Raw genomic sequence first — 24,842 nt, 5'->3', positions numbered from 1 at the left:
TATCGACTTTAAAGTTACAATTGTACTTCTTCTTATGTATACATAGTAATAGACAGACTTTATAAGTGTGTGTCTTGAAGCTGTTTGTTGCTCTCTGTGAGTTGATTTTTATCTTATGGTGTATCTTTGTTTATTGCAGCCATTTGTTGAGAGAAATGCTCAAAAGTGATTTCATTTTTACCCATCGCCGCCAATTGAAGATACATCTGCTCGTTTTTACTATAGGTCTCTTTATACAAAGTGGATAAAAGTGATGCTTCATTTGGTAATGGTGACAACACATCTTTGAGTTGTGAAAATGCATGATAATAACGTATACCAAAAATTCTTTGGGAACGCGCGTTAATGTGTATACCATCTGGGTTAGGGCGTAATCCTTGTCCAGTTACGAAATAGCAGTATGGATCTGAGTTGCTCACTGATTGTATAATTTGATTGATTTCTTGGTATTGTGTTGCACTTTGGCCGAAACCAGATTGTCCTAAATAATCTCCTAGACCACCGACAATAAAGGGGAGGTCAGGTTGATCTAATGCATGACGCATATGTGCGATAAATTGTTGCAATTTCTCTTGGTAGTTTTGGTATTTATCATTATTACTATCATTTTCGCCTTGATGCCATAACACGCCAATGAGTTCACTTGTTTCCATTGCAAATTGTGCTTCAGATATGGCGTGTCGCGTCAATATTTGATCAGGTGCCCAGTCGTCAATAGAGGTGCCACCATCTGCGCAAGGGATGAGTCCTAATGTTTCGTTTGGATGTTCGTCAACCCATAACTGTGCAAATGAAGCGGCAGGACCGATACCAGCAACTGCTCTATCTTGATGAATAGGCTCTTCCATAAATTGCCAACGACCATTTTTTAATACTTTAATGTGTTCATTAATGATAGGTTCTACATCTGTAATAAATCCACGTCCTGCCATATTAGACTGCCCGACTAATAAGATTGATTTCATCGACGTTCACTCCTTTGGTTAGTATACACAACTATAGTATATGGTAATTTAAATATACAATGTTTACGAATGTAAAGGATTTTGTGTGCGATGCTTTATCGCATAGTTGATTCTTGCTATAATAGGCGAGTATGTTTTAGCACACGTTGGATATTTTAGTCTCAGGGGAGTGTTAATTTAAAACCCAAGTTGGAGTTGCAACTGAACGAAAACACGTACAATAGACAGTAACATTAAGTCAGGGAGGACATAGCATTGAATCAAATTAAAAGCGTATTAGCATCTTTGTTTGAACCTTTAACCAAAGTTGAGACGTATCAAACCTTAATATCTAACATTATTATGGTAGTAATATATATTGTCGTTGCTTGGTTTGCGATACGTATTATTAATAAAGTGATAGAACAATTTTTTAAAGTGCAAAACAAAGGCAGAAATGCCAATAAAAAACGCTCACAGACATTAATTTCACTAGTACAAAATATTGCTTCATATGTAGTATGGTTTATAGTCATTACTACTATTCTTAGTAAGTTTGGTATTAGCGTAGAAGGTATAATTGCCAGTGCTGGTGTTGTTGGTTTAGCTGTTGGTTTTGGTGCGCAAACAATTGTTAAAGACATCATTACTGGGTTCTTTATTATTTTTGAAAACCAATTTGATGTTGGCGATTATGTTAAAATTAATAGTGCCGGAACAACTGTAGCTGAAGGAACTGTAAAAGCAATTGGATTACGTTCAACGCGTATTAATACGATAAGTGGCGAATTAACAATCTTACCAAACGGTAGTATGGGAGAGATTACTAACTTTTCAGTATCAAATGGTACAGCGATTGTGATGATGCCTGTGGCAATTGATGAAGATATAGATCGTGTGGAAACATTATTAAATGAATTATTTACTTCAATGCGTTCTAAATATTACTTATTCATTACTACTCCAGAATTCGTAGGTGTCGATTCCATTACGAGAGATGAAGTATTGATTCGTATTTCAGCAGAAACGATACCTGGTGAAGGCTTCTCAGGTGCGCGTATTTTACGTAAAGAAATTCAACAATTTTTCAAATTAAAAGGTATTAAAACACCGCAACCAGCCATGGTACAATATGACTCGAGTAACCCAAATCAAGCACAATAACTTCGGAGGTGTGACAGAATGACAGCTAAATACGGTCTGAATGATATAGTAGAAATGAAAAAGCAACATGCATGTGGTACGAATCGTTTTAAAATCATTCGTATGGGCGCAGACATCCGAATTAAATGTGAAAATTGTCAACGCAGTATTATGATTCCTAGACAAACGTTCAATAAAAAATTAAAAAAAGTACTTGAGTCTCATCAAGTAACTGATGAAAAGGAGAATGACTAATGGCTTTAACAGCAGGTATCGTAGGCTTACCTAACGTAGGGAAATCTACTCTATTTAATGCAATTACAAAGGCTGGCGCATTGGCAGCTAACTACCCATTCGCAACAATCGACCCTAACGTAGGTATTGTAGAAGTACCGGATAATAGATTGAATGTATTAACAGAGATGGTACAACCTAAAAAGACTATACCAACTACATTTGAATTCACTGATATTGCAGGTATCGTGAAAGGTGCTTCAAAAGGTGAAGGATTAGGGAATAAATTCTTATCTCATATTCGCGAAGTTGATGCAATATGCCAAGTAGTGCGTGCTTTTGATGATGATAATGTTACGCACGTTTCTGGACGTGTAGATCCTATTGATGACATTGAAGTTATTAATATGGAATTAATTTTAGCTGATTTAGAATCAGTGGAAAAACGTTTGCCGAAACTTGAGAAAATGGCAAGACAAAAAGACAAAAATGCAGTTAATGAAGTACGTATATTAACTACAGTAAAAGAAGCATTAGAAGAAGGTCGTCCAGTACGTAGTTTAGAATTTAATGAAGAAGACCAAAAATATATTAACCAAGCACAATTATTAACGTCAAAAGATATGTTATATATCGCCAATGTTGGTGAAGACGAAATTGGTGACGAAGATAATGAAAAAGTTAAGGCTATCCGTGAATACGCAAGTAAAGAAGGATCAGAAGTTATTGTAATCAGTGCTAAAATCGAAGAAGAAATTGCTACATTAGATGATGATGATAGAGCAATGTTCCTTGAAGATTTAGGTATCGAGGAACCAGGTTTAGATATTTTAATACGTACAACATATAATCTATTAGGCTTAGCAACATATTTCACAGCAGGTGTTGAAGAAGTACGTGCCTGGACCTTTAAGACGGGAATGACAGCACCACAATGTGCGGGCATCATCCATACAGATTTTGAACGCGGGTTCATCCGTGCAGAAGTAACGAGTTATGATGACTATGTAGAATTTAATGGTGAGCATGGTGCCAAAGAAGCGGGTAAACAACGTTTAGAAGGTAAAGATTACATCATGCAAGACGGTGACGTTGTTCACTTTAGATTCAACGTATAAAATTTTCAAAAGTTCCTGATTATGTCAGGAGCTTTTTTAATATCAAAGTACATAAAACACCTCCCAAGTTGCAATAGTGAAATGGGAGGTGTTGTTGTAGTGGTATTATTTTGGAGTGTTTACGACGTGAACCATTCGCTGCTGACACCAGACGAGATATAATTGGCATCGACTTTTTGATCTAATTCTTCAGAATAATGTTCATCGGTGTATTGCCATAAGGCATGATTCGTAGATGGTTGTTGCTCATTATAATTAGCCAACCAAACACCATCATAATTATTAGGTGCTTGTGGAACATTTTCATTGATAAAGTTTTCGTATGAATAGAAAAGTACTTTATGATTTCCTGCTAGGCTTTTCATTTCATCGTACCAAGCTTTAGTACTTTGCTCCACGCCACCAGAAGTGACACTATTTTCTTCTAAATCATTGACATAAAATTCAGCTTTGGGTGCACGGTTGTGAAGTGTTCGAGCTTCATAGCGTGCATCGTCTGGATTTTCATACATACTATATGAATAGACGCCAAAATCTAAATTATATTTATCGAGTAGTGCTGAATTATGTTCGAGTGCAGCATCTTCAGTTTCAGAACCGTATTGGGCACGAATGATAATGAAGTCATAGTTTGCTTTCAATGCTTTAACTTGATTGGCAGTTAACTCTCCTTGCCATTCAGAAATGTCTAAAACGCGATTGTCGCTTTTTGCTCTGCCTGCTTCTCGTGTCACACTGTTATTTTGTGTTGCCGTTGGATGTTCTTTGAGATAGTTTTCATATCCAGCGCCCATTGTGCCACGATGTGATGAATCTTCGTCGGCCGCATAAACTGTCGCACTAGCGAGTGGTGCACTGGCTAGCACTGTTGTTGCGACGATGCTTTTTTTCAAAAACGAAATCATAAAAGTACTCCTTTAGTTTGCTATAGTGAATTGTTGAATATGTAATTAATGGTGTCATAAATTTCTGACAAAGCTCATGCTAAAATAATTAGATTTTTTTCGCAACCTTACTTCGTACAAGATTAAAGTGTAAAGAAAATTAATTAATTCAGAAATAAAATAATCGTTATTAACAGCAAGAATATATTAATTCAAGTAGATTGTCACCTTTCGTATTATTGTAAATTGTAAAAGCTTATGCTATAATTCTTGATTGTGAGTAATGAAAATTATTCCTTGCCTATTGTTTTTATTGATAGGCCGTATAGACCACAAGGAGGTGCAATTATAAAATGAGAACATATGAAATTATGTACATCGTTCGTCCAAATATTGAAGAAGATGCTAAGAAAGCAGTAGTTGAGCGTTTCAACGGTATTTTAGCTTCAAACGGATCAGAAGTCCTAGAAGCAAAAGATCAAGGTAAACGTCGTTTAGCTTATGAAATCAACGATTTCACTGAAGGTTACTACAACTTAGTTCGTATTCAAACAGAAGGTAATGAAGCTACAGACGAATTCCAACGTTTGGCTAAAATCTCTGACGATATTATTCGTTACATCGTTATCCGTGAAGACGAAGATAAGACAAGAAAATAATTGGGGGCGCTTAAATGATAAACAGAGTTGTTTTAGTAGGTCGTTTAACAAAGGATCCAGAATATAGAACAACACCCTCAGGCGTGAGCGTTGCGACTTTTACTTTAGCAGTAAATCGTACGTTTACAAATGCGCAAGGGGAACGCGAAGCAGATTTCATTAACTGTGTAGTTTTTAGAAAACAAGCAGAAAATGTGAATAATTACTTATCAAAAGGTAGTTTAGCTGGCGTTGACGGTCGCATACAATCACGTAACTATGAAAACCAAGAAGGGCGTCGTGTGTTTGTCACTGAAGTTGTTTGTGACAGCGTTCAATTCCTTGAACCGAAAAATCAAAACCAACGTCACAATCAGTCTTCTGGTAATAATTTCCAAGATTATGGACAAGGTTTTGGTGGTCAACAAGCAGGTCAAAACACGTCATCTTATCAAAATAATAACAACAACAATTCATCAAACTCAGGTCAATCTGATAATCCTTTTGCGAATGCAAATGGACCGATTGATATCAGTGATGATGACTTACCGTTCTAAGCTCTGTATTTTGTGTGAATTTACAAGAGCGATAAATTAAAAGATTTTTAAAGTGTGAAAAATTGCATTATCGTGTGTGTAAATTGTGTGTAAAGTAATGCAATTTAAAGCGTATGTCTTCAGTGTGTGAAGATATACGCTTTTTTTGTGCTCAAATTGCTCTTCATTTAATAAAAGAACTATTGTACGAGTTTTAGTAACAATGTCGCGTCATTAAAATTATGAATATTCAGATAGAAAGTTACATATTATATCACTTATAAAACGTGGCTGGACTTAATAAGTTTTAACACAAATTATATGCAATTTTAATAAAATTAACAAAACATTCATATACAAACATTTTAGAAATTAAAAGTTTTAAAAAACACAAAACAGGATAATTATTATTATATCTTAATGTATTATGTTTTATTAATGATTTGAAAAGATGTTAAAAGAATATTAATATTGAAGATGTATCCAATTGATAGGAGGCTTATTAAAATAGATAGAAACAAAATTATTGTCTTATGCACAAAATGAAATACTACAGATTGAACAGTACTACGAAAACACAAGTATAAATAATATTGTAGGAATTATGCACATGCGTAATGGACTGGAATACGATGAAATCAATGTCGCGTTTAATGCATTGGTCCAAAGTCATGATAGTTTTAGATTACAAGTGACACGAAAAGATGGTGAATATAAACAGTATTTAACAGATTTTGAATATCGGGACTATCCGTATTTAGATTTCTTCGAAGACGAAGTCGGTTACAATAAATGGCGTAATGAAACAGCGAGAAAAAATATCTTTGAGTTAGATGAACAGTTATTTAAATGCGTCTTACTTAGATTTCCAGAAGGTCATAATGGGCTATTTTTATTACAACACCATTTAATAAGTGATGGTTGGAGTATGACACTTGCTGTGAATTTTTTGATACGAAAGTTAGCGGGCAAAAATACAGAGGAAGATGCACGTGCCTCGTATTTAGATACAATCGCAACTGAAACAAAATATGAACAATCTCCTCGTTTTAATAAAGATAAACAATTTTGGCTAGAAAAGCTTGAAAATTTTGAAAATAATACCCTATTTGAAAAGACAACATTGGATAGTGCAGTAGGTAAGCGTCGAAGCTTTAGCTTATCAAACGCAGACACAAAACGAATTAAAGATTTTTGTGAAAATAATCAAATAAGTATTAGTAATTTATATTCCTCAGTGATGCTTATTTTAAAATATAAACAAACGTTGTCACAGACAAATTCCGTTGGTTTACTCATACATAATAGAGATAGTAAAAAAGAAAAGATTTCTACTGGAGTCTATTCAAGAGTATTACCAATGATTGTGGAAGTCGACAAAGATCTATCAATCACAGAGTATTTAAATAAAATAAAACTAGAAACGTTTAATCTACTTAAACATAGAAAATATCCGTATGATTATATTGTCGAAGATAGCGGTAACAAAAAAGGTTTGTTGGATTGCTTCGTGTCTTTCCAAAATACACAATATAATACGGAATTTATTGAAGATGGCTTTTCGGATGAATGGTTAGATTCAGGGACGAATAACGCACCGTTAAGTTTAAATATCAGTAATAGAAGTAGTAAAAATGGTTTGGATATTGATTATGATTACCAAATTGATGCTTTGAATGATCGAGAAGTATGTCAATTGCACGATACTATTCAAAATGTTTTGAATAGTATGATAAATAATCCGGAACAAAAAATTAGTGATATTGAAATTGTGACACCGGAAGAAAAACAACAAATTTTACACACTTTTAATGATACTGCGAGAGCGTTAGATAATAGTCAAACATTTGTAGAACGCTTTGAAAGACAGGTTGCACTAACACCAACGAAAACTGCCATCACTTATGAAGGTACGAGTTTATCATATAATGAGTTAAATGAACGTGCGAACCAGTTGGCAGTAAAATTACGTGATGCCAATATTAAACCCAATGATTTTGTAGGCATTATGACCAATCGATGTTTAGAAATGATGATTGGTATTTATGGCATTTTAAAAGCTGGAGGTGCTTATGTACCTATTGATCCGAATAATCCTAGTGAGCGTATTAATTATATTTTAGAGGACAGTCAACCTAAGGTGTTGTTAACGGATCGATCCATCGATGAGGCAATTACTTATAATGGACATGTGATTGATTTAACAACGGATAGTACTTTATCGTCGCTACCAACAGAAAATTTACCCCATGTGACTCAAGTTTCAGACTTAATGTATGTCATTTATACATCTGGTACAACTGGGAAACCTAAAGGCGTGATGGTACCTTATAAAGGTGTAATCAATCGCTTGAATTGGATGATTGATGAGTTTAACGTAAGTGAACAAGAAAAAGTGTTGTTTAAAACACCATTTACATTTGATGTATCCGTTTGGGAAATTTTTGGTTGGGCTATGGTCGGAGGTCAAGCAGTATTATTACCTTCAGGTGAAGAAAGTAATCCGGCAAAAATTACAAAACTTATTGAACAACATGATATTACGATGGTTCACTTTGTGCCATCAATGTTAAGTGTCTTTATTGATTTTATTAAAGCGTCTGACAATGTCGCAGCTATATCTTCAGTGAATAATGTTTTGGCGAGTGGTGAAGCGTTGAAAACTGAACACGTTAATCGTTTCAATGAGCGTATTGGTAGTTCTAATGAGACGTTGCTTATCGATTTATACGGACCAACTGAAACATCTATAGAAGTTATTTATTACCCATGTCACGCCGATAAAATCTATGACACAATACCTATCGGTAAGCCTATTGCCAATATTCAAGCTTTAATTTTGAATGAAGATAATAATTTATTAGGTATTGGTGTAGCAGGCGAGCTGTGTATAGGTGGAGTTGGAGTCACAGATGGTTATTTAAACCGTCCTGAATTAACAGCCGAACAATTTATCGATAATCCTTATGGTGAAGGTAAATTATATCGAACAGGCGATTTAGCTAAATGGAGCGAAGATGGCAATATAGAGTACATCGGACGTATCGATGAACAAGTAAAAATACGTGGTTATCGTATTGAGCTTGGGGAAATCGAAAGTTTATTACGACAAATGGATAATGTATCGGATGTTGCAGTAGTGGCCAAGCCAGTTCAAGGTTCTGAGTTGGCAATTTGTGCTTATTTGGCGTCTGAAGAGGCACTTGATTTTAATAGTACTAAGTCACTTTTAGCGAAAAAGTTACCGGAATATATGATTCCGTCCTACATGATGCAATTAGAACAATTACCAGTAACAGCTAACGGTAAATTAAATAAAAAAGCATTGCCTGACATTAAAATAGAAACAAAAACGTATGTTGCACCATCGACGGATATGGAGGCTGAAATAGCCAAAACTTTTGCTCAAGTGTTGAATGCACCGCAAGTTAGTGTGCAAGATAGTTTCTTTGAAATTGGTGGACATTCTTTAAGAGCAATTAGTGTAATTAATGATATAGAAAGTCGTATGGGTATACGATTACCATTAAAAGCTATCTTTGAACATCCAAGTGTAGCGCAATTAGCCACAGTCGTTGAAGCGCAAGCCAAAGAGACTGCAGGACATGACATTCCACAAGCTACAGACAAACCTTATTATCTGACGTCATCACCACAAAAACGACTTTATGTGTTACATGAGATGACGGATAGTCCAACGGCTTATAATATGCCAAGTATGTTAGAAATACGTGGGGATGTTGATATCACACGTGTACAAGAGGCTTTCCAAACACTGGTTAATAGACACGAAGCGTTAAGAACACATTTTGAGACGATAGACGGCGAACCAGTACAAGTCATTGAAGAACAAGCGACGATTAGCGTAGATTACGAAGTAGCACATACTGAAGATTATGATAGTTTGTTAACGGCTTTTGTACGTCCATTTAATTTAGCACAAGCACCGTTACTGAGAGTGAAAATCGTTAAATGTGCAGAACAGCGTTTTATTTTATTATTTGATATGCATCATATTATTTCTGATGGTTTATCAATTAATATTATCATCAAAGAATTTTCAGCACTTTATCAAGGTTATGCATTAGAAGAATTAAAAGTGCAATACAAAGATTATAGTGAATGGATGCACACACGTGATTTAACGAGTCAACGTACTTATTGGTTAGAACAATTTAAAGAGGAAGCACCCGTTTTAGATTTACCTTATGACCATGCTAGACCGAATAAACAAAATTTTGATGGGCGTTCTATTACAGTGCGTATGCCTGATGAAACACGTAGTGCTATTAGTCAGTTAGCGCAAACAACAGGCAGTACAGATTATATGATTTTACTAACGTCATTCATGGTATTATTACACAAATATAGTCGCCAAGAAGATGTGGTGATCGGTAGTCCAATTTCCGGACGTACATACAAAGATACTGAAAATATGTTAGGGATGTTTGTTAATACATTAGCTATGCGTGGTTATCCTGAACGTAATAAATCCTTTAACCAATTGTTGTCTGAAACGAAAGATGCATCTATAAAAGCGTTTGATAATCAAGAATACCCACTTGAAGCTTTAGTAGATGAAATTGTAGAAAAACGTGATTTAACGCGAAATCCGTTGTTTGATGTCTTATTTACGTTACAAAATAATGAACAACAAAAATTAGAAATCAATAATTGGGCGATTGAACCTAAGGCGGCTACACATACAGATGCGAAGTTTGATTTGAGTATGACTATAGAAGATGGTGAACACTATGATGTGTCATTAGAATATGCGAGTGAATTATTTGAAGAGGCAACGATTCAACGTATGCTTGGGCACTTCTTCGAAATTTTAGGTAATATCACGACAAATCCTGAACAAAAAATTAGTGACATTAACATAGTTACAGAGTCAGAAAAAACGACAATTTTTAATGATTTTAACGACACACAAGTTAACTTAAATAATACACAAACATTTGTCGAACGCTTTGAAGCACAAGTGGCGAAAACACCTGAACAAACTGCAATTATGTATGAAGACGCAAGCTTAACGTATCGTGAATTAAACGAACGTGCGAATCAATTAGCGCGTGTGTTACGAGCACAAGGTGTAGCAGCAAATCATTTAGTTGGTTTAATGACAAACCGTCGTTTAGAAATGATGATTGGTATATACGGTATTTTAAAAGCTGGTGGTGCCTACGTGCCAGTGGATCCTAACTATCCTAGTGATCGTGTGAATTATATTTTAGGAGATAGCCAACCGGACGTCTTATTAACAGATCATAATTTAGACGCTTCGATTGATTATGACCAACAAGTTATTAATTTAACAGATTCAGCTGTATATGAGAACCAAGCTAAAACAAATCTACCACATGCCACTGATGTGACAGACTTAATGTATGTCATTTATACGTCGGGCACAACAGGTAAGCCGAAAGGTGTAATGGTACCATACAAAGGTGTTATGAATCGCCTGAATTGGATGATAGATAAATATCACTTCAGTGCGCATGATACTGTGTTATTTAAAACACCATTTACGTTTGATGTGTCGGTATGGGAAATCTTTGGTTGGGCAATGGTTGGTGGTCAAGCTGTACTACTACCTTCAGGTGAAGAAAGTAATCCAGAAAAAATTACCGCACTCTTAGAACATCATCTGATTACAATGGTACACTTTGTACCGTCAATGCTTGGGGTCTTTATCGACTTCATTAAAAATACGAATAAGCAACAAGCTATCGCTTCAGTTAATCACGTACTCGCAAGTGGTGAAGCGTTAAAACCAGAACAAGTAAATCAATTTAACACGATTATTGGTACACCAAATAATACTTTGTTACTTGATTTATATGGTCCGACAGAAGCATCAATTGAGGTTATTTATTACCCATGTCATGCTGGACAAGCGTATGACACTATTCCAATCGGTAAGCCGATTGCTAACATTCAAGCATATATTATGAATGAAGATAATAACTTAATGGGGATCGGTGTTCCCGGCGAGTTATGTATCGGTGGTGTAGGTGTCACAGATGGTTATTTAAATAGACCTGATTTAACGCAAGAAAAATTTATAGATAATCCATTTGGTGAAGGTAAATTGTACCGTACCGGTGATTTAGCGAAGTGGAGTGCAGAAGGTAATGTTGAATATCTTGGACGTATTGACGAACAAGTAAAAATCCGTGGTTATCGTATTGAACTTGGTGAAATCGAAAGTACTTTAGGTCAAATCGACGGGATTTCGGATGTAGCTGTCATCGCCAAAGCAGTAGTTGGTGACGAATTATCAATTTGTGCATATCTAGTGTCAGATGATGCGATTGATATAGAAACGATTAAAGCAACACTTGGGCAAAAGATACCAAGTTATATGGTACCGACTTTTATGACGCAACTTGAACAATTGCCTGTAACAGCCAATGGTAAATTAAATAAAAAAGCATTACCAGATATTAAAGTAGAAACAAAGGCTTATGTTGCACCAACAACACCAGAAGAAGCAAGTATCACTCAGGCTTTTGAAACTGTTTTACATTTAGAACAAGTCAGTGTATATGATGATTTCTTTGAAATTGGCGGACATTCATTAAAAGCAATAAGTGTAGTCAATGAAATTGAAAGCCATCTAGGGGTAAGACTGCCACTTAAAGCAATTTTTGAGAATCCTACTGCAGCCCAACTTGCAAAAGTAGTGCTTAATAGTAGTGACAACGCCCATACTCAAGCGATTGCTCCGGCTGAACAGAAAGCACATTACTATGCATCATCACCACAGAAACGTTTATATGTGTTAAATGAAATGGTATCTGGTCAAACAGCATACAATATGCCGAGCATTTTAGAAATTCATGGGAACGTTGATGTAGAGCTTGTACAAGAGGCATTCCAAGCGTTAATTGATCGTCATGAATCATTACGCACACACTTCGAGGCAATCGATGGAGAACCAGTACAAATTATTAATGAGCAAGCAGAAATCACAGTGGATTATGAAGAAAATGCTAACCCCGATTATGATGCTTTATTAGAGGATTTTGTAAAACCATTTGATTTAGCGCAAGCACCATTGTTACGTGTGAAAATTGTGAAACAAGCAGAGCAACATTATATTTTACTCTTTGATATGCACCATATTATTTCAGATGGTTTTTCTATTAATTTAATTATGAAAGAATTCTCTGCATTATATCAAAACCAAGCATTAGCACCATTGACAGTACAATATAAAGATTATAGTGAGTGGATGCACAATCGCGATATGAGCGCACAACGTGCTTTCTGGTTAGCTCAATTTGAAGAAGAAGCACCAGTACTTGATTTGCCTTACGATCGTGCACGTCCAAATAAACAAAGCTTTGTTGGTGGGACAGTCTCAGTGGATGTGCCAGCGAAAATCACTCAAGACATCCATCATTTAGCACAAGAAACAGGTAGTACTGATTATATGATTTTATTATCATCATTTATGGTGTTACTACACAAATATAGTCGTCAAGAAGATATCGTCATCGGTAGTCCAATTTCAGGACGGACACATAAAGATACTGAAAGTATGTTAGGAATGTTCGTTAATACGTTAGCAATGCGTGGCTATCCAACAAGACAAAAAACATTTAATCAATTATTGGCCGAACTCAAAGAAACGTCGTTACAAGCATTTGATAATCAAGAGTATCCACTTGAAGAGTTGGTAGATGAAATTGTGGAAAAACGTGACTTAACACGTAATCCATTATTCGACGTACTATTCACACTACAAAATAATGACAAACAGAGCATAGACATTGAAGATTGGAACATTGAAACTAAAGAAGCAACAAACACCAATGCGAAATTTGATTTGAATATGACTATCGAAGAAGGCGACACGTATAAAGTGTTATTAGAATACGGTCAAGAGTTGTTTGATGCTGAAACAGTGCAACGTATGCTCGGACATTACATGGAAATCTTAAAAAATGTTACGCAAAATCCACAACTTAATATTGGAGAAATTGAAATTATTACCGCAGCAGAACAAACTGAAATCTTTGAAGTCTTTAATGATACGGCTGAATCGTTGAATAATTCGCAAACGTTTGTAGAACGATTTGAAGCACAAGTGGCACAAACACCACAACAGACGGCAATTACGTATGAAGGAGAAAGTTTAACGTATAGTGAGTTAAACTCAAGAGCGAATCAACTTGCATATCGTTTACGTGAATTAGGCGTACAGCCAGATGATCTTGTAGGTCTTATGACATATCGCCGTTTAGAGATGATGGTTGGTATTTTCGGTATCTTAAAAGCAGGTGGCGCTTATGTGCCAGTCGATCCAAATTATCCAGTTGAGCGTATTGAGTTCATGTTAGAAGATAGTCAACCAGACGTCTTATTAACAGACCATACACTTAATAGTGAATTAGCTTATGATAATACTGTTATTGACCTATTAACTACAGATTTAACTGCATTACCAAAAGATAATTTACCGCATGTCACAGATGTGTCGAACCTTATGTATGTAATTTATACATCTGGTACAACTGGCAAACCTAAAGGTGTCCTTGTACCATACGAAGGTGTCCTTAATCGCCTGAATTGGATGATTGATAAATATAATTTCGATGAAAGTGACATTATATTATTCAAAACACCATTTACATTCGACGTATCAGTGTGGGAAATTTTCAGTTGGGCAATGGTTGGTGGCCAAGCTGTACTACTTCCGAGTGGTGAAGAAGTGAATCCAGAGAAGATTATGAACTTAATTCATGATCATCATGTGACAATGGTTCACTTTGTGCCTTCAATGTTAGGTGGCTTTATCGATTACATTAAATCGACGGACAATGTACCTAGCTTAGCATCATTAGAAACATTGTTAGCAACAGGTGAAGCGCTTAAACCTGTACTTGCAAATGAATTTAACACTGTAATTGGAAAAAGAAATAATACATTACTCGTCGACTTGTATGGACCAACAGAAGCATCGATTGAGATGTTACACTATCCTGTCCCTCATGGTAAGACACATGAAGTGATACCAATTGGTAATCCAATTGCAAACGTACACGCACATGTGATAAATGAAGATAATAAGTTGATGGGTATCGGTGTTCCGGGAGAACTATGTATTAGCGGTATCGCTGTAACAAGAGGCTATTTAAATCGCCCTGAATTAACTGCTGAAAAATTCATTGATAATCCATTTGGCGACGGTAAACTTTACCGTACTGGTGACTTAGCAAAATGGCGTGGCGACGGAATGGTGGAATACTTAGGTCGTATGGATGAACAAGTGAAAATCCGTGGCTATCGTATTGAACTGGGAGAAATTGAAAGTGTCTTAGGTAAAATGAGTGCAATTACTAATGTTGCAGTTGTTGCTAAACCAATGGCTGGTTCTGATTTAGCGCTATGTGCGTATCTCGTTGCCGAAGAAACATTAGATTTTGAAGCTATTAAAGTAGCATTAAATCAGCAATTACCAGAATATATGGTGCCAGCTTATATGATGCAATTAGATGCGTTACCAGTAACAGTAAATGGTAAGTTGAATAAGAAAGCATTACCAGAAATTGAAGTCGAAAGTGCTACTTATATTGAACCAAGCAATGATATGGAAACTACAGTCGCTGAAGCGTTTGAAACAGTATTGGACAGAGAACGCGTGAGCATTCAGGACAGTTTCTTTGAAATTGGCGGAGATTCAATTAAAGCTATTAAATTAACGTCGCTACTCTCTAAATCATATAATATTTCTATTAAAGATATTTTCGAATTACAGACCGTTGAAAGTATTAGTAAAGCATTAATCGAACGTGCAGATACTAATATTATGGCTAAATTGAGTGCTTTAAAAGAAGTAACAGTAGAGCATGAACATCGTTTCAGCAGCGACTTTATGAAAGAAGTAAATGACTACAAAGAGAAAAGTGCTCAGCAATATCAAGCTATTGATAAAACTGCGGTTAAACGAGATAAAATAGTATTGTTAACAGGTGCTACAGGGTACTTTGGTATTCACGTCTTAAAAGATTTACTTGCGCGCACAGATTTTACTATTTATGTCATGGTGCGTAATAGTAATGAGTTAAGTGGTGAATCAAAACTTAACAATAATTGGCAGTATTACTTCAATGCTCAATTGAATTCAGCAGATACTAGTCGTATTCATTTAGTGGAAGGTAATATTGAAGCGGATGGCCTAGGCTTTGCAACGCAAACTTATGATTATTTAGCAAACAACATCGATATTATTATTAATGCTGCAGCTAATGTTAATCACTTTGCCACGGAAGCTTCGTCTTATGACACGAATGTTAATGCAATAAATAATATAGTTGATTTTGCCAAAGACCAAAAACTAAAAGAAATCCATCATATGTCAACGATGTCTATTGCTTCTGGTCATATCGAAGACAAAAAACAAGTGACGTTCTCGGAAGATGATATTGATTTAGGCCAAAAACCGAATAACGTATATTTAGATGGGAAAATTGAAGCTGAAAAACGCTTAGTAGCATATCGTGACGAAGGTGTAGAAACGAATATTTACCGTTTAGGTAATTTACAATGTGATTCTGAAACAGGTATTTTCCAAAAAAATGAAGAAAATAATGCCTTTTATAGTATTATCAAATCATTTAAAAAGTTACAAAAATTCCCTAACTTAGCACATGATGATGTTGATTTCACACCTGTTGATCAAGCAGCACAAGCGTGCAACAAGTTGATTTTAAATAATCAACTACGTAACGAAACGCACCATATTTATAACAATCAATTATTATCATTGAAAACTTTGATGGACGTCTATAACGACAACAATCATCGTATTGATGATATTCAGTGGAATGACTTTATGGATTACTTGATGCAGTGTATCGAACAAGGTGTAATGAGTGATGAAATCAATGACTTCTTATTACACACTGGTATTTTAGATAATACATTGTTTAACAAATCACATTTTGAAATCTTAGATTATAAAACAAACTTCGTGTTAGAACGATTAGATTTCCAATGGAAACCAACTAGTACAGAGACATTAGAGAAAATGATTAACCATCCTAAAAATAATTTTTAACAGTTAGGTAAGTGTTTAATAGTCGTACCATTTAACATGCGATGATTACACTGAAGATTTGGGTTACGTGTCGTTGTAATCATTTATGTAAGAGCATGCCGGAATTCACCAGTTGGATTCTGAGATGCTCTTGCATTTACATAATTTACTTAATGGGATGTGTCAGCATGGACGTAACAATTTACGTATTGAACACGAGTAATTCCGAGTATCAACATAAACAATATCAGCGATGGTACTCTCAACAATTTAAGCACTTTTGTATTGCTCAACATACAGGTTGTAATATGAAAGATATTACTTTGCATCGAGGCGAATATGGTAAACCGTTAATCACTACACCATCCCAATACTACTTTAATACTTCCCATACTAGTGGTTATTCTGTATGTATTGTGAGTGATTATAATGTTGGTGTAGATATCGAGAAAATAGCACCCATTGATTTATCAATTCCAGATAAATATTTTGCTGTAGAAGAAGCCCACTATATTAGAGCAGGTCGCATTGAGCAACAATTACTACGATTTTATGAACTCTGGACATTAAAAGAATGTTATTTAAAGTTAATTGGTACAGGATTGTATAAATCATTAGATTCATTTGCGATTGTGCCAGGCCATAACAACTATAGTATCAAAGATGATATGGCAACTCGGCCTGATCAACTATCAGTCTTTTCTCGGCAATTTAATAGAGATTATAGGTTGTCTATCATTATGGACACAGCAACAGCTAGCACTTTAAATGTCGAAATAACAAATATCACGCCAACATTTAACAAAGATTTTATACTTTAAGGGGTTGAGTATATGGTAAAAACAACATTATTTTGTATTCCATTTGCAGGAGGCAATAAGTCATTATATTATCCATTGAAGGATAAACTCCCAAGTGATATCATCTTAAAACCCTTAGAATTACCTGGTCGAGGTGAACGGTTAATAGAAGAACCATTAGAAGAAATTGAAGATATGGTGGATGATTTAGTAAAACAAATCATGCAAGAACGACCGGAAAAATTTATCATATTGGGTTATAGTTTAGGGACAATTTTAGCTTACGAAATATATTTTAAACTTTCAGAAATAGGTTATACGGCACCACAACATATGATTTTATGTGCATGTGAGCCAATAGGTTATACAGAGCGCAATAATAACATTGAGCATATGAATGATCTAGAATTTAAACGCTTCATCCAAAATAAAGGTGGGACACCGGAAGAAGTGCTAAATCATGAGGAGTTATGGGATTTAGTGAAGCCATCACTAAAAAATGACTTTTTAGCTATTGATAATTACCACAATAGTCAACATGAAGACAAAGTAGAGACGACATTGTCTGTATTTGTCGGTGAAAACGATGATATAGCAACTGACACTGTCTATAAATGGTCGGAATTGACGGAAGCCGCAGTAGATTACAAATTTTTCCATGGGGACCACTTCTTTATTAATAATTCGTATGATCAACTGAGCGAGGAAATTAAAGCGCTTATTAATTAACTTCGCATTGATAAATGTAATTACCATAAAAATCTACTATCATTTATATTTTCCAATACAACGTATTGACAAATGACAGGCTATTTTATATTATTGATAGTGCACATATACACACACACAAGATTTTGCCGATACTTCACACATATCTATAAAAAATCTTTTAATAATAATAGAAATGATAACTAACAATCACAACACACACATAGTGATTGATAAACATTCTAATAATTGAGCGTATAAAAAACAAATTATCGTAAAAGGAGGCAGTTAACCATGGCAGGTGGACCAAGAAGAGGCGGACGTCGTCGTAAAAAAGTTTGTTATTTCACAGCAAATGGTATTACACACATCGACTATAAAGACACAGAATTATTAAAACGTTTTATTTCTGAGCGTGGTAAAATTTTACCTCGTCGTGTAACAGGCACTTCAGCTAAATATCAACGTATGTTGACTATCGCTATCAAACGTGCTCGTCATATGGCATTATTACCATATGTTAAAGAAGAACAATAATAAATATTGTATCTGCAAAACCCTCTAGTAAACAGACTAGAGGGTTTTTTGTGTTTTATTTGGAGATTTTATCTATTACATCATTGTTGGATAAGTCTAATATAAAATCCGAATGTTTTAATAAATCGTTATTTATTTTTTTGGTGCCTATTTTAACTAGTTTAATTTGAATACCATCTCTTCTTGCTTGTTTTAATGCAGGGATAAAATCAGCATCTCCAGTAACCATATATATTCTATCTACTATATTGTTATTTGATAGCCAGGCAACATCTAAACCAATCTTTATATCTACACCTTTTTGTTGGAAATCAGGTGTGAAATCATCATCAGTTAACTTTGAAGTGTCTTTAATTATACCTTTTCTAATTTTTTCTAGAACTGGATTTTTTAGTTTCCAACCTCTAAAGAAAGTGTCCCCAAGCCTCATAGCAACAAAATCTTTGTTTAATAATTCGGTGATAAGGTTACTGGAATATTTATTAATTTGAGATTCTGAAAAATTTATTTTATCTTTTGAAATGGGTTTGTCTACAGTTTGTTTATTTGGGCTACCTTGATAATAAAAAATTCTAAAAAGTTCTTCGTCATTTGAATTAATAAGATTAGTTAAAAAATTATATTGATCTTCTAGGTTTGGATATTGTGTAGAAGATTGTGCATCTCTTATTCTATGTAATAAAAATTGTCCATCAACTATTATTGCTACTTTTTTCATGACTATCCCCTTTTATAAAAAAAGCCCTGCCCAAGTATATTAAATGGCAGAGCTACAGGTATTTTAGTATTTTTATAGGTCTGTATTCGTGACCTTATGCTAAATATAATACATCTCAGTTTAAATATAGTCAATTCTAACTATCAATCTTTTCTAACTTCTTTATCATATCCCTACGGTATCATTATCTTCTTTATTATCATTTCCAATTAGTGAACTGTCCAAAATTTGGAAACCATTCTTGAGTACATATGCGTAACAACTCACAGGTGATATAATAATGAAGTCGCCTATTCCTCAGGCGTCAAGTTGACGTAGAGAGGAGGTGTATAAAGTGATACTTATTTTCGTTCACATCATAGGGCCAGTCATTAGTGGCTGTGCCATCGCGTACTTTACTTATTGGCTAAGTAAACGCAATAAAAACTAGGCGACCTTAAGCCACACCAACAAAAATCCCCTCACTATGACAGTAGTGAGGGGATTGGTGTATAAGTGAATACTTATTTTCGTTACGCATATTATAACACCATAGTGGATGGGAATGCAAAAATAGTTAACTGAGATATTTCTGTATTTCTTAATTAGCCTTATACCTAATATGATTTTGTTTCTTTTTCACTACAATTACTCTTCTTAGTTAAGATTTTCTTTGATAAGTACATATAAGCAGTTAACATTAGAAAAGCTACAAAGAAAATAGTAATAGCAAGTGCAATTGTGAAGTTATTAATAAACTTAACTATAACTATCAAAACAAAACCAATAGATATAAAATCAATAAAACTATGTATTTGAACTTTTCCTTTTTTATAATACTTAGGAATATCTTCTTCAAAACCAAAATAAATATTGATTAGTATATCGTATGTAGCTTTCATTGAAGTACCAAAGAATAATGTTGCTAGTGTTAATACTAAAGGGTTCATATATTCCACATCATTAGGTAAATTATCTATGTAATTATAAACAAAAAAATATAGTATAAATACTAGAATAAAGAAAGCCCAATTGAATACACTTATAACTTTCTTCTCCTTATTCTTTTCCGTATTACTCATATGTATATCTACCTCTCTATATAATTAAGTTAATTAGTATTATACATATTCATATACTTGCTATCACGTAACTCTAAAAAAATATAATAGATATAGTATAGTTTTCACCTATCTTATCTCTTAACATTTAACTATAGAGTATACTCCCAATGTAAATAGGACTATACAAAAAGTAACAACACCTGCAATTATTATAACACTTGATGTGAAGAGACCTAGAAAGAAAAATGATTTATTACAATGTATTAGTAGAATAAAAATTTTGTACTGGCACTTTAATAAATCTATACATAGTATTACACCTCTCACGTTACAGATAATGTGAGAGGTGTAATCAAATATGAAAAGATCAAATTCGTATTTTTAAAACTACAAACATTAGCATATTTAATTAAAATAGCATCATGATTTCAATCTTTGTTTGGCTGAATGTATGTGTTTATTTACTTTTACTGGCTGTTCAACTTTTCCTAAACCAAAGTCTGGCATATTAATATAAATATTTTCATATGCTTGAGCTTTGACGTTATACGTTTCATGATAAAATCCAACAGCATCATTATTTTGAGTACGTTTCATAAATTTTTTCCAAGCTTTAAGATGATTGGGCATTTTTGAATAGGTGAGTAGTTTGTCATTCGATTCCCAATATTGCACTACTATATTTCCACGATATTTAAAAAACATTTCGAAAGACAAGCAGCCCAGTGATTTATCACTCATTAATTCTTTCATCATTGGTGGCATAGCTAAAAAGACTGGTAGCCATTTGTGAACTGCGAACCATTTGTTGACACGCATGCCTATAAGAAATACAGTTACATCGTTATGCGGTAAAACAGTGTATCTACCATTATTCATACTAATCAGTCCTTTGCTTTTTTAGTTGTTTATTAATAGCTTCAATATCTTTTTGATTTTTAGTATTAAGTATTTTCCAAATCACTACATAAATCACTACAAATATTATAATGAATATTACAATAGCTGAGATTTTGAAAGGAAACCAACCAGCTAGTATTGCTAAAGGAAAGAAGATAAAAAGCATGATGATAAAGTGAAGCATGGTGGTTTTTACTCGTGTATATCGCAAATGTGAAAAGACTAAACTGCTCGTGCTGAAAGTAATACCTAACAATATCCAAATCACTACAGCTATAATAAATGTTTGGATTTCAGTTAAGTGTTCATTGTAGATTTCCCCCATAAAAGAATGCGGATTGACTGGGTCATAGCTACCATCAGCAAAGATAAGTGAAAATATTATAGAGATTAAAACCCCTAGTGCAATGCCCATAGTACTTCCCATCAATAAACGTTTCATAATTTTAATGCCTCCTTAATAGACTTTAAATATCTTCTGGAAGAATACGTAGAGTCATTGTTGGTAAATATAATTTCGATAATGCCGTTTTTATTTAAAACTAAGTGATCGATAAACATTGTATTGATAATTTCAGATTTAGATATTTGTAAAAAATGACTTGCTAAATGTTCTTTAACTTTATAAAGTCGTTCATTTAAAATAAAAGTACCTTTTAATGTATAAATTTTTAGTAACCTATTTTCAAAACGAAAACTATATATATCGTGTTGCGCAATAAAATAAATATCATTGTTGAGATCACGAACTTGGTAACTTGGCTGATTATAAAAATCATTAATGAGAGTCAATAATTTATCGATATCATGGTTGTGTTTATTACATGTAATGAGCAATTCATCGTGTGTCATTTGTTCACTATAGTCAACTTGAATTTTCAATTCCGTCTCCCCCTTAAAGTAAGTTAATCAAATTTATAACAAAATTACTATAGCAATTGAACAAGTGGTGCACTATACAAGCTAAGTGGTATGGTGATGTAGTTCTGATTCATTGTGTAGTGGTTAACAATAGTACGTAATTAAAAGTATGAGGTTCGTACATATGAGTAGCTAAAATGTAATGGTGACAAGTTGTACGATAAAAGTGGATTGTGTGAAAAAACACGATATAAATAATGGCGTCGCTTTTAAATAAGGTGTAGACAATAAAGAATATTTCCCAAGAAATAACAAAAGCTACACCTAAGCATAGTGTTATAACTAGGTGTAGCTGCTTGTGCTCACAATATCAGAAGGGTACATTTTAGCGATTGTATTCACTACGCAGTAAACTGAAAACATAGCTATCTGAATATGAGCCGTTTAATTTTTCATTTTGTCTTAATATGCCTTCTTGTGTAAAACCAAGTTTTTTAGGAATGTTTTGGCTTTTCGTGTTTCGTGTTGCAGTACTGATTTCAATACGATTAAGCTTTAATTCTGTAAAACAATAATCTATTAAAAATTGTGTGCATTCAGTCATGATACCTAACTTTTGGTAGTCTTGATGTAGGTAATAACCAATTGAGGTAGTTTCATTTAACCAATTTATATAATGTAAACCGATGACACCTACTAATTTATCGTTATACCAAATGCCACAATGAAAGCCATCATGTGCAACGAATTGTTGTAATGCTGATTTAATAAATTGTTTCGTATCATCACTGCTTTTCGTTAAATTAACAAATGGTAACCATTCAGCCAAGTATGTACGAGATTCATCGACGACATTAAATAAAGCTTGAGTGTCGGATTCTTCTAATATTTTTAAACTTAATTGCTTATTAATATATGTTTTGAACATTGTACCCCTCATTTCATCTGCATTGTATTGTTTCAGTTTACACTAAATTGCTATAGTGGTGAACAGGAGTAGGTGTAATTTGGATAAATTAAAAATTGTGAACATATAGGTACTCATGTACAATTAATTTCAAATCCAGTATACATAGAGGGTGATGTTAATGAAAAAAGTTGTTGTTATGGGTTCTTCTGGTTCAGGAAAATCTACTTTGTGTCGCACATTAGCTAGCGAATTGCAATTACCGCTATATCACTTAGATGTGCTTTTTTGGAAGCCTCAATGGATAATGACAAGTGAGGATGAACAAGAAGAAATATTACAAAACATCATACCCAAACAATCATGGATTATAGATGGTAGTTATAGTGCTTGTTTAGCAGAGCGACTAAGCGCAGCAGATACTGTTATTTTTTTAGATTTGCCTCGTAAAATTTGCCTTTTTAGAATAGCTAAAAGATTATTGCAAAATTTAGGCAAGACACGAAAAGATATGGGTGAAGGATGTAAAGAAAGATTTAATCTAGAGTTTATTAAGTACATTTGGGATTATCCAAAAAAGCGTAAACCGTACATTTTAAACACAATAAAGCAAACAGTAAATCAGCAAAATGTCCATATTTTAACGAGTCCAGCTGCAGTTAAAGCGTTTATAGTTGCTAAGAAAATTGAGAATGAGAGGGAGAATTAACATGAATATCGTCGTTTATTGTGGTGCGAGTAAAGGAAACAAACAAGAATATGAAGACAGTGCGGTTCGATTAGGCGAATGGATAGCTAAAAATAATCACACTTTAGTATTTGGAGGGGGCAATGCAGGCTTAATGGGTACTGTAGCCAATACAGTAATACAACATCACGGCAAGACAATTGGAGTTATGCCTACATTTTTACAAGAGCGAGAATTAGCACATGATCAATTAGATGAACTTATTATTGTAGACAGTATGTCAGTAAGAAAAGAAACGATGTTAGCAAAAGGAGATGTTTGTATTGCCTTACCCGGAGGCCCAGGTACATTAGAAGAAATTACAGAAGTCGTTTCATGGACAAGAGTAGGCCAGAATAACAATCCTTGTATTTTCTTTAACACTGATAATTATTACGATTTGATCCAACAATTCTACGATCAAATGGTTACGAACGCATTTTTAACACAAGAAGATAGGGATAAGATTTTATTTTCTGATGCTTTTGATGAAATTGAAGACTTTATTGCGAATTATAAATCGCCGACAGTAAGAACGTACTAGCTATAGTAAACAATTTTGAATGAAAGTTTTACTGTGAAATTAACAGACATCATTTTACTTTTGGCACACTAATTATTACTGTTTATTGGTGGAACGTTTACAATCAACAGAATATCCAGTATTTTTAAAGTTACAATTGATCAGCGTGCTGTTCAATTGTGTGTATCTCTTTTTTATATTGTACGTATTTTTAATAGTCTGAGCACTCTGAAGAGAATGCTCTCAAAACGTAAACAAACCCTTCGCTAATTAATGCGAAGGGTTTATTTGATAGCGAATAAACTTTGAATAAATAATCTGGGCAGTACTTTTGGCAGACTCCTACGGAAATAGCACTCACCGAAGTCTACAGGATAAGGCAGTGCCCGTGGAAAGGCGTGCACCAAAAAACTGACAACAAAGTCGAAAATTGACTGTGAGCACCTTGAAAAGAGTGTTCTTATTTTATTAATCTTTTTAATAAAACTTTACGAAAATGAAAACTAAGTGACACTAAAACATTGCAACATATATGATATATTAAAAATTGAATAGACAACTATTTATTACT

20 protein-coding genes are annotated in these 24,842 nt (G+C 34.1%); 12 read left to right on the top strand and 8 right to left on the bottom strand.

Translation table 11 applies throughout. The features are described 5' to 3' along the window. Positions 1-113: 113 nt before the first annotated feature. Positions 114-965, bottom strand: coding sequence for a sialate O-acetylesterase (locus tag KA845_RS01985; RefSeq protein WP_103388622.1), 852 nt, complete (start codon positions 963-965; stop codon positions 114-116). A 255-nt stretch (positions 966-1,220) separates the two neighbouring features. Here KA845_RS01985 and KA845_RS01980 point away from each other — a divergent pair, with 255 nt between their 5' ends. The 3 genes from KA845_RS01980 to ychF are packed head-to-tail and all read left to right on the top strand — an operon-like array spanning position 1,221 to position 3,439. Beyond that, positions 1,221-2,108 (top strand): mechanosensitive ion channel family protein, encoded by an 888-nt coding sequence (locus tag KA845_RS01980; RefSeq protein WP_002509655.1) that lies wholly within the window; start codon positions 1,221-1,223, stop codon positions 2,106-2,108. A gap of 18 nt (positions 2,109-2,126) precedes the next feature. Continuing rightward, positions 2,127-2,342, top strand: a complete 216-nt coding sequence (locus KA845_RS01975; protein WP_002509654.1) for a DUF951 domain-containing protein — start codon at positions 2,127-2,129, stop codon at positions 2,340-2,342. Beyond that, the gene (gene ychF / locus KA845_RS01970) at positions 2,342-3,439 is read left to right on the top strand and encodes a redox-regulated ATPase YchF (protein ID WP_002509653.1); all 1,098 of its coding nucleotides are present in this window, start codon (positions 2,342-2,344) and stop codon (positions 3,437-3,439) included. The genes KA845_RS01975 and ychF overlap by 1 nt, the downstream gene beginning before the upstream one ends. A 119-nt stretch (positions 3,440-3,558) precedes the next feature. Here the strand turns inward: ychF and KA845_RS01965 are convergent, their stop codons facing one another. After that, on the bottom strand, positions 3,559-4,344 hold the full coding sequence (locus KA845_RS01965; protein ID WP_210127752.1) for a GH25 family lysozyme: 786 nt from the start codon (positions 4,342-4,344) through the stop codon (positions 3,559-3,561). A 332-nt stretch (positions 4,345-4,676) separates the two neighbouring features. Here KA845_RS01965 and rpsF point away from each other — a divergent pair, with 332 nt between their 5' ends. From rpsF to rpsR, 6 genes are all read left to right on the top strand, one after another. Next, positions 4,677-4,982 (top strand): 30S ribosomal protein S6, encoded by a 306-nt coding sequence (gene rpsF / locus KA845_RS01960; RefSeq protein WP_002509651.1) that lies wholly within the window; start codon positions 4,677-4,679, stop codon positions 4,980-4,982. Between the two features lie 14 nt (positions 4,983-4,996). Further along, a complete protein-coding gene (ssb, locus tag KA845_RS01955) occupies positions 4,997-5,518 on the top strand; it encodes a single-stranded DNA-binding protein (RefSeq protein WP_002509650.1) in 522 nt (173 codons plus the stop codon). 505 nt (positions 5,519-6,023) lie between these two features. Continuing rightward, a complete protein-coding gene (locus KA845_RS01950; protein WP_210127751.1) occupies positions 6,024-16,568 on the top strand; it encodes a non-ribosomal peptide synthetase in 10,545 nt (3,514 codons plus the stop codon). Between the two features lie 167 nt (positions 16,569-16,735). Further along, positions 16,736-17,368 (top strand): 4'-phosphopantetheinyl transferase family protein, encoded by a 633-nt coding sequence (locus KA845_RS01945; RefSeq protein WP_167868055.1) that lies wholly within the window; start codon positions 16,736-16,738, stop codon positions 17,366-17,368. A gap of 12 nt (positions 17,369-17,380) precedes the next feature. Beyond that, positions 17,381-18,076 (top strand): thioesterase II family protein, encoded by a 696-nt coding sequence (locus KA845_RS01940; protein ID WP_002509646.1) that lies wholly within the window; start codon positions 17,381-17,383, stop codon positions 18,074-18,076. A 273-nt stretch (positions 18,077-18,349) separates the two neighbouring features. Then, positions 18,350-18,592, top strand: a complete 243-nt coding sequence (gene rpsR / locus KA845_RS01935) for a 30S ribosomal protein S18 (protein ID WP_002464877.1) — start codon at positions 18,350-18,352, stop codon at positions 18,590-18,592. Between the two features lie 55 nt (positions 18,593-18,647). Here the strand turns inward: rpsR and KA845_RS01930 are convergent, their stop codons facing one another. After that, entirely contained in the window at positions 18,648-19,310 is a 663-nt protein-coding gene (locus KA845_RS01930) for an NYN domain-containing protein (RefSeq protein ID WP_167868056.1), read from the bottom strand. 334 nt (positions 19,311-19,644) lie between these two features. Between KA845_RS01930 and KA845_RS01925 the strand changes: the two genes are divergently transcribed. Next, the gene (locus KA845_RS01925; protein ID WP_107373825.1) at positions 19,645-19,740 is read left to right on the top strand and encodes a type I toxin-antitoxin system Fst family toxin; all 96 of its coding nucleotides are present in this window, start codon (positions 19,645-19,647) and stop codon (positions 19,738-19,740) included. A 166-nt stretch (positions 19,741-19,906) separates the two neighbouring features. On the opposite strand, the gene KA845_RS01920 is transcribed toward KA845_RS01925, so the two are convergent. The 5 genes from KA845_RS01920 to KA845_RS01900 form a co-directional block, all read right to left on the bottom strand. Next, on the bottom strand, positions 19,907-20,239 hold the full coding sequence (locus tag KA845_RS01920; protein WP_107389166.1) for a hypothetical protein: 333 nt from the start codon (positions 20,237-20,239) through the stop codon (positions 19,907-19,909). 534 nt (positions 20,240-20,773) lie between these two features. Further along, positions 20,774-21,232, bottom strand: a complete 459-nt coding sequence (locus KA845_RS01915; RefSeq protein WP_002509642.1) for a DUF4188 domain-containing protein — start codon at positions 21,230-21,232, stop codon at positions 20,774-20,776. Position 21,233: 1 nt separating this feature from the next. After that, complete coding sequence (locus KA845_RS01910) at positions 21,234-21,695, bottom strand: DUF3021 domain-containing protein (protein ID WP_103388619.1); 462 nt, start codon at positions 21,693-21,695, stop codon at positions 21,234-21,236. Then, positions 21,692-22,135, bottom strand: a complete 444-nt coding sequence (locus KA845_RS01905) for a LytTR family DNA-binding domain-containing protein (protein ID WP_002509640.1) — start codon at positions 22,133-22,135, stop codon at positions 21,692-21,694. The genes KA845_RS01910 and KA845_RS01905 overlap by 4 nt, the downstream gene beginning before the upstream one ends. Positions 22,136-22,499: 364 nt before the next feature. Then, positions 22,500-23,042, bottom strand: a complete 543-nt coding sequence (locus KA845_RS01900) for a GNAT family N-acetyltransferase (RefSeq protein WP_107376750.1) — start codon at positions 23,040-23,042, stop codon at positions 22,500-22,502. Between the two features lie 160 nt (positions 23,043-23,202). Here KA845_RS01900 and KA845_RS01895 point away from each other — a divergent pair, with 160 nt between their 5' ends. Beyond that, positions 23,203-23,730, top strand: a complete 528-nt coding sequence (locus KA845_RS01895) for a DNA topology modulation protein (RefSeq protein ID WP_021459356.1) — start codon at positions 23,203-23,205, stop codon at positions 23,728-23,730. Position 23,731: 1 nt separating this feature from the next. Then, positions 23,732-24,292, top strand: a complete 561-nt coding sequence (locus tag KA845_RS01890) for an LOG family protein (RefSeq protein ID WP_002509637.1) — start codon at positions 23,732-23,734, stop codon at positions 24,290-24,292. Positions 24,293-24,842 lie beyond the last annotated feature (550 nt).

Origin of the sequence: Staphylococcus sp. GDX8P114P-2, from assembly GCF_017892945.1 — a bacterium.
Lineage (GTDB): Bacteria > Bacillota > Bacilli > Staphylococcales > Staphylococcaceae > Staphylococcus > Staphylococcus arlettae.
The sequence above is the reverse complement of the archived record's forward strand: the minus strand, read 5'-3'. Positions and strand labels throughout refer to the sequence as shown.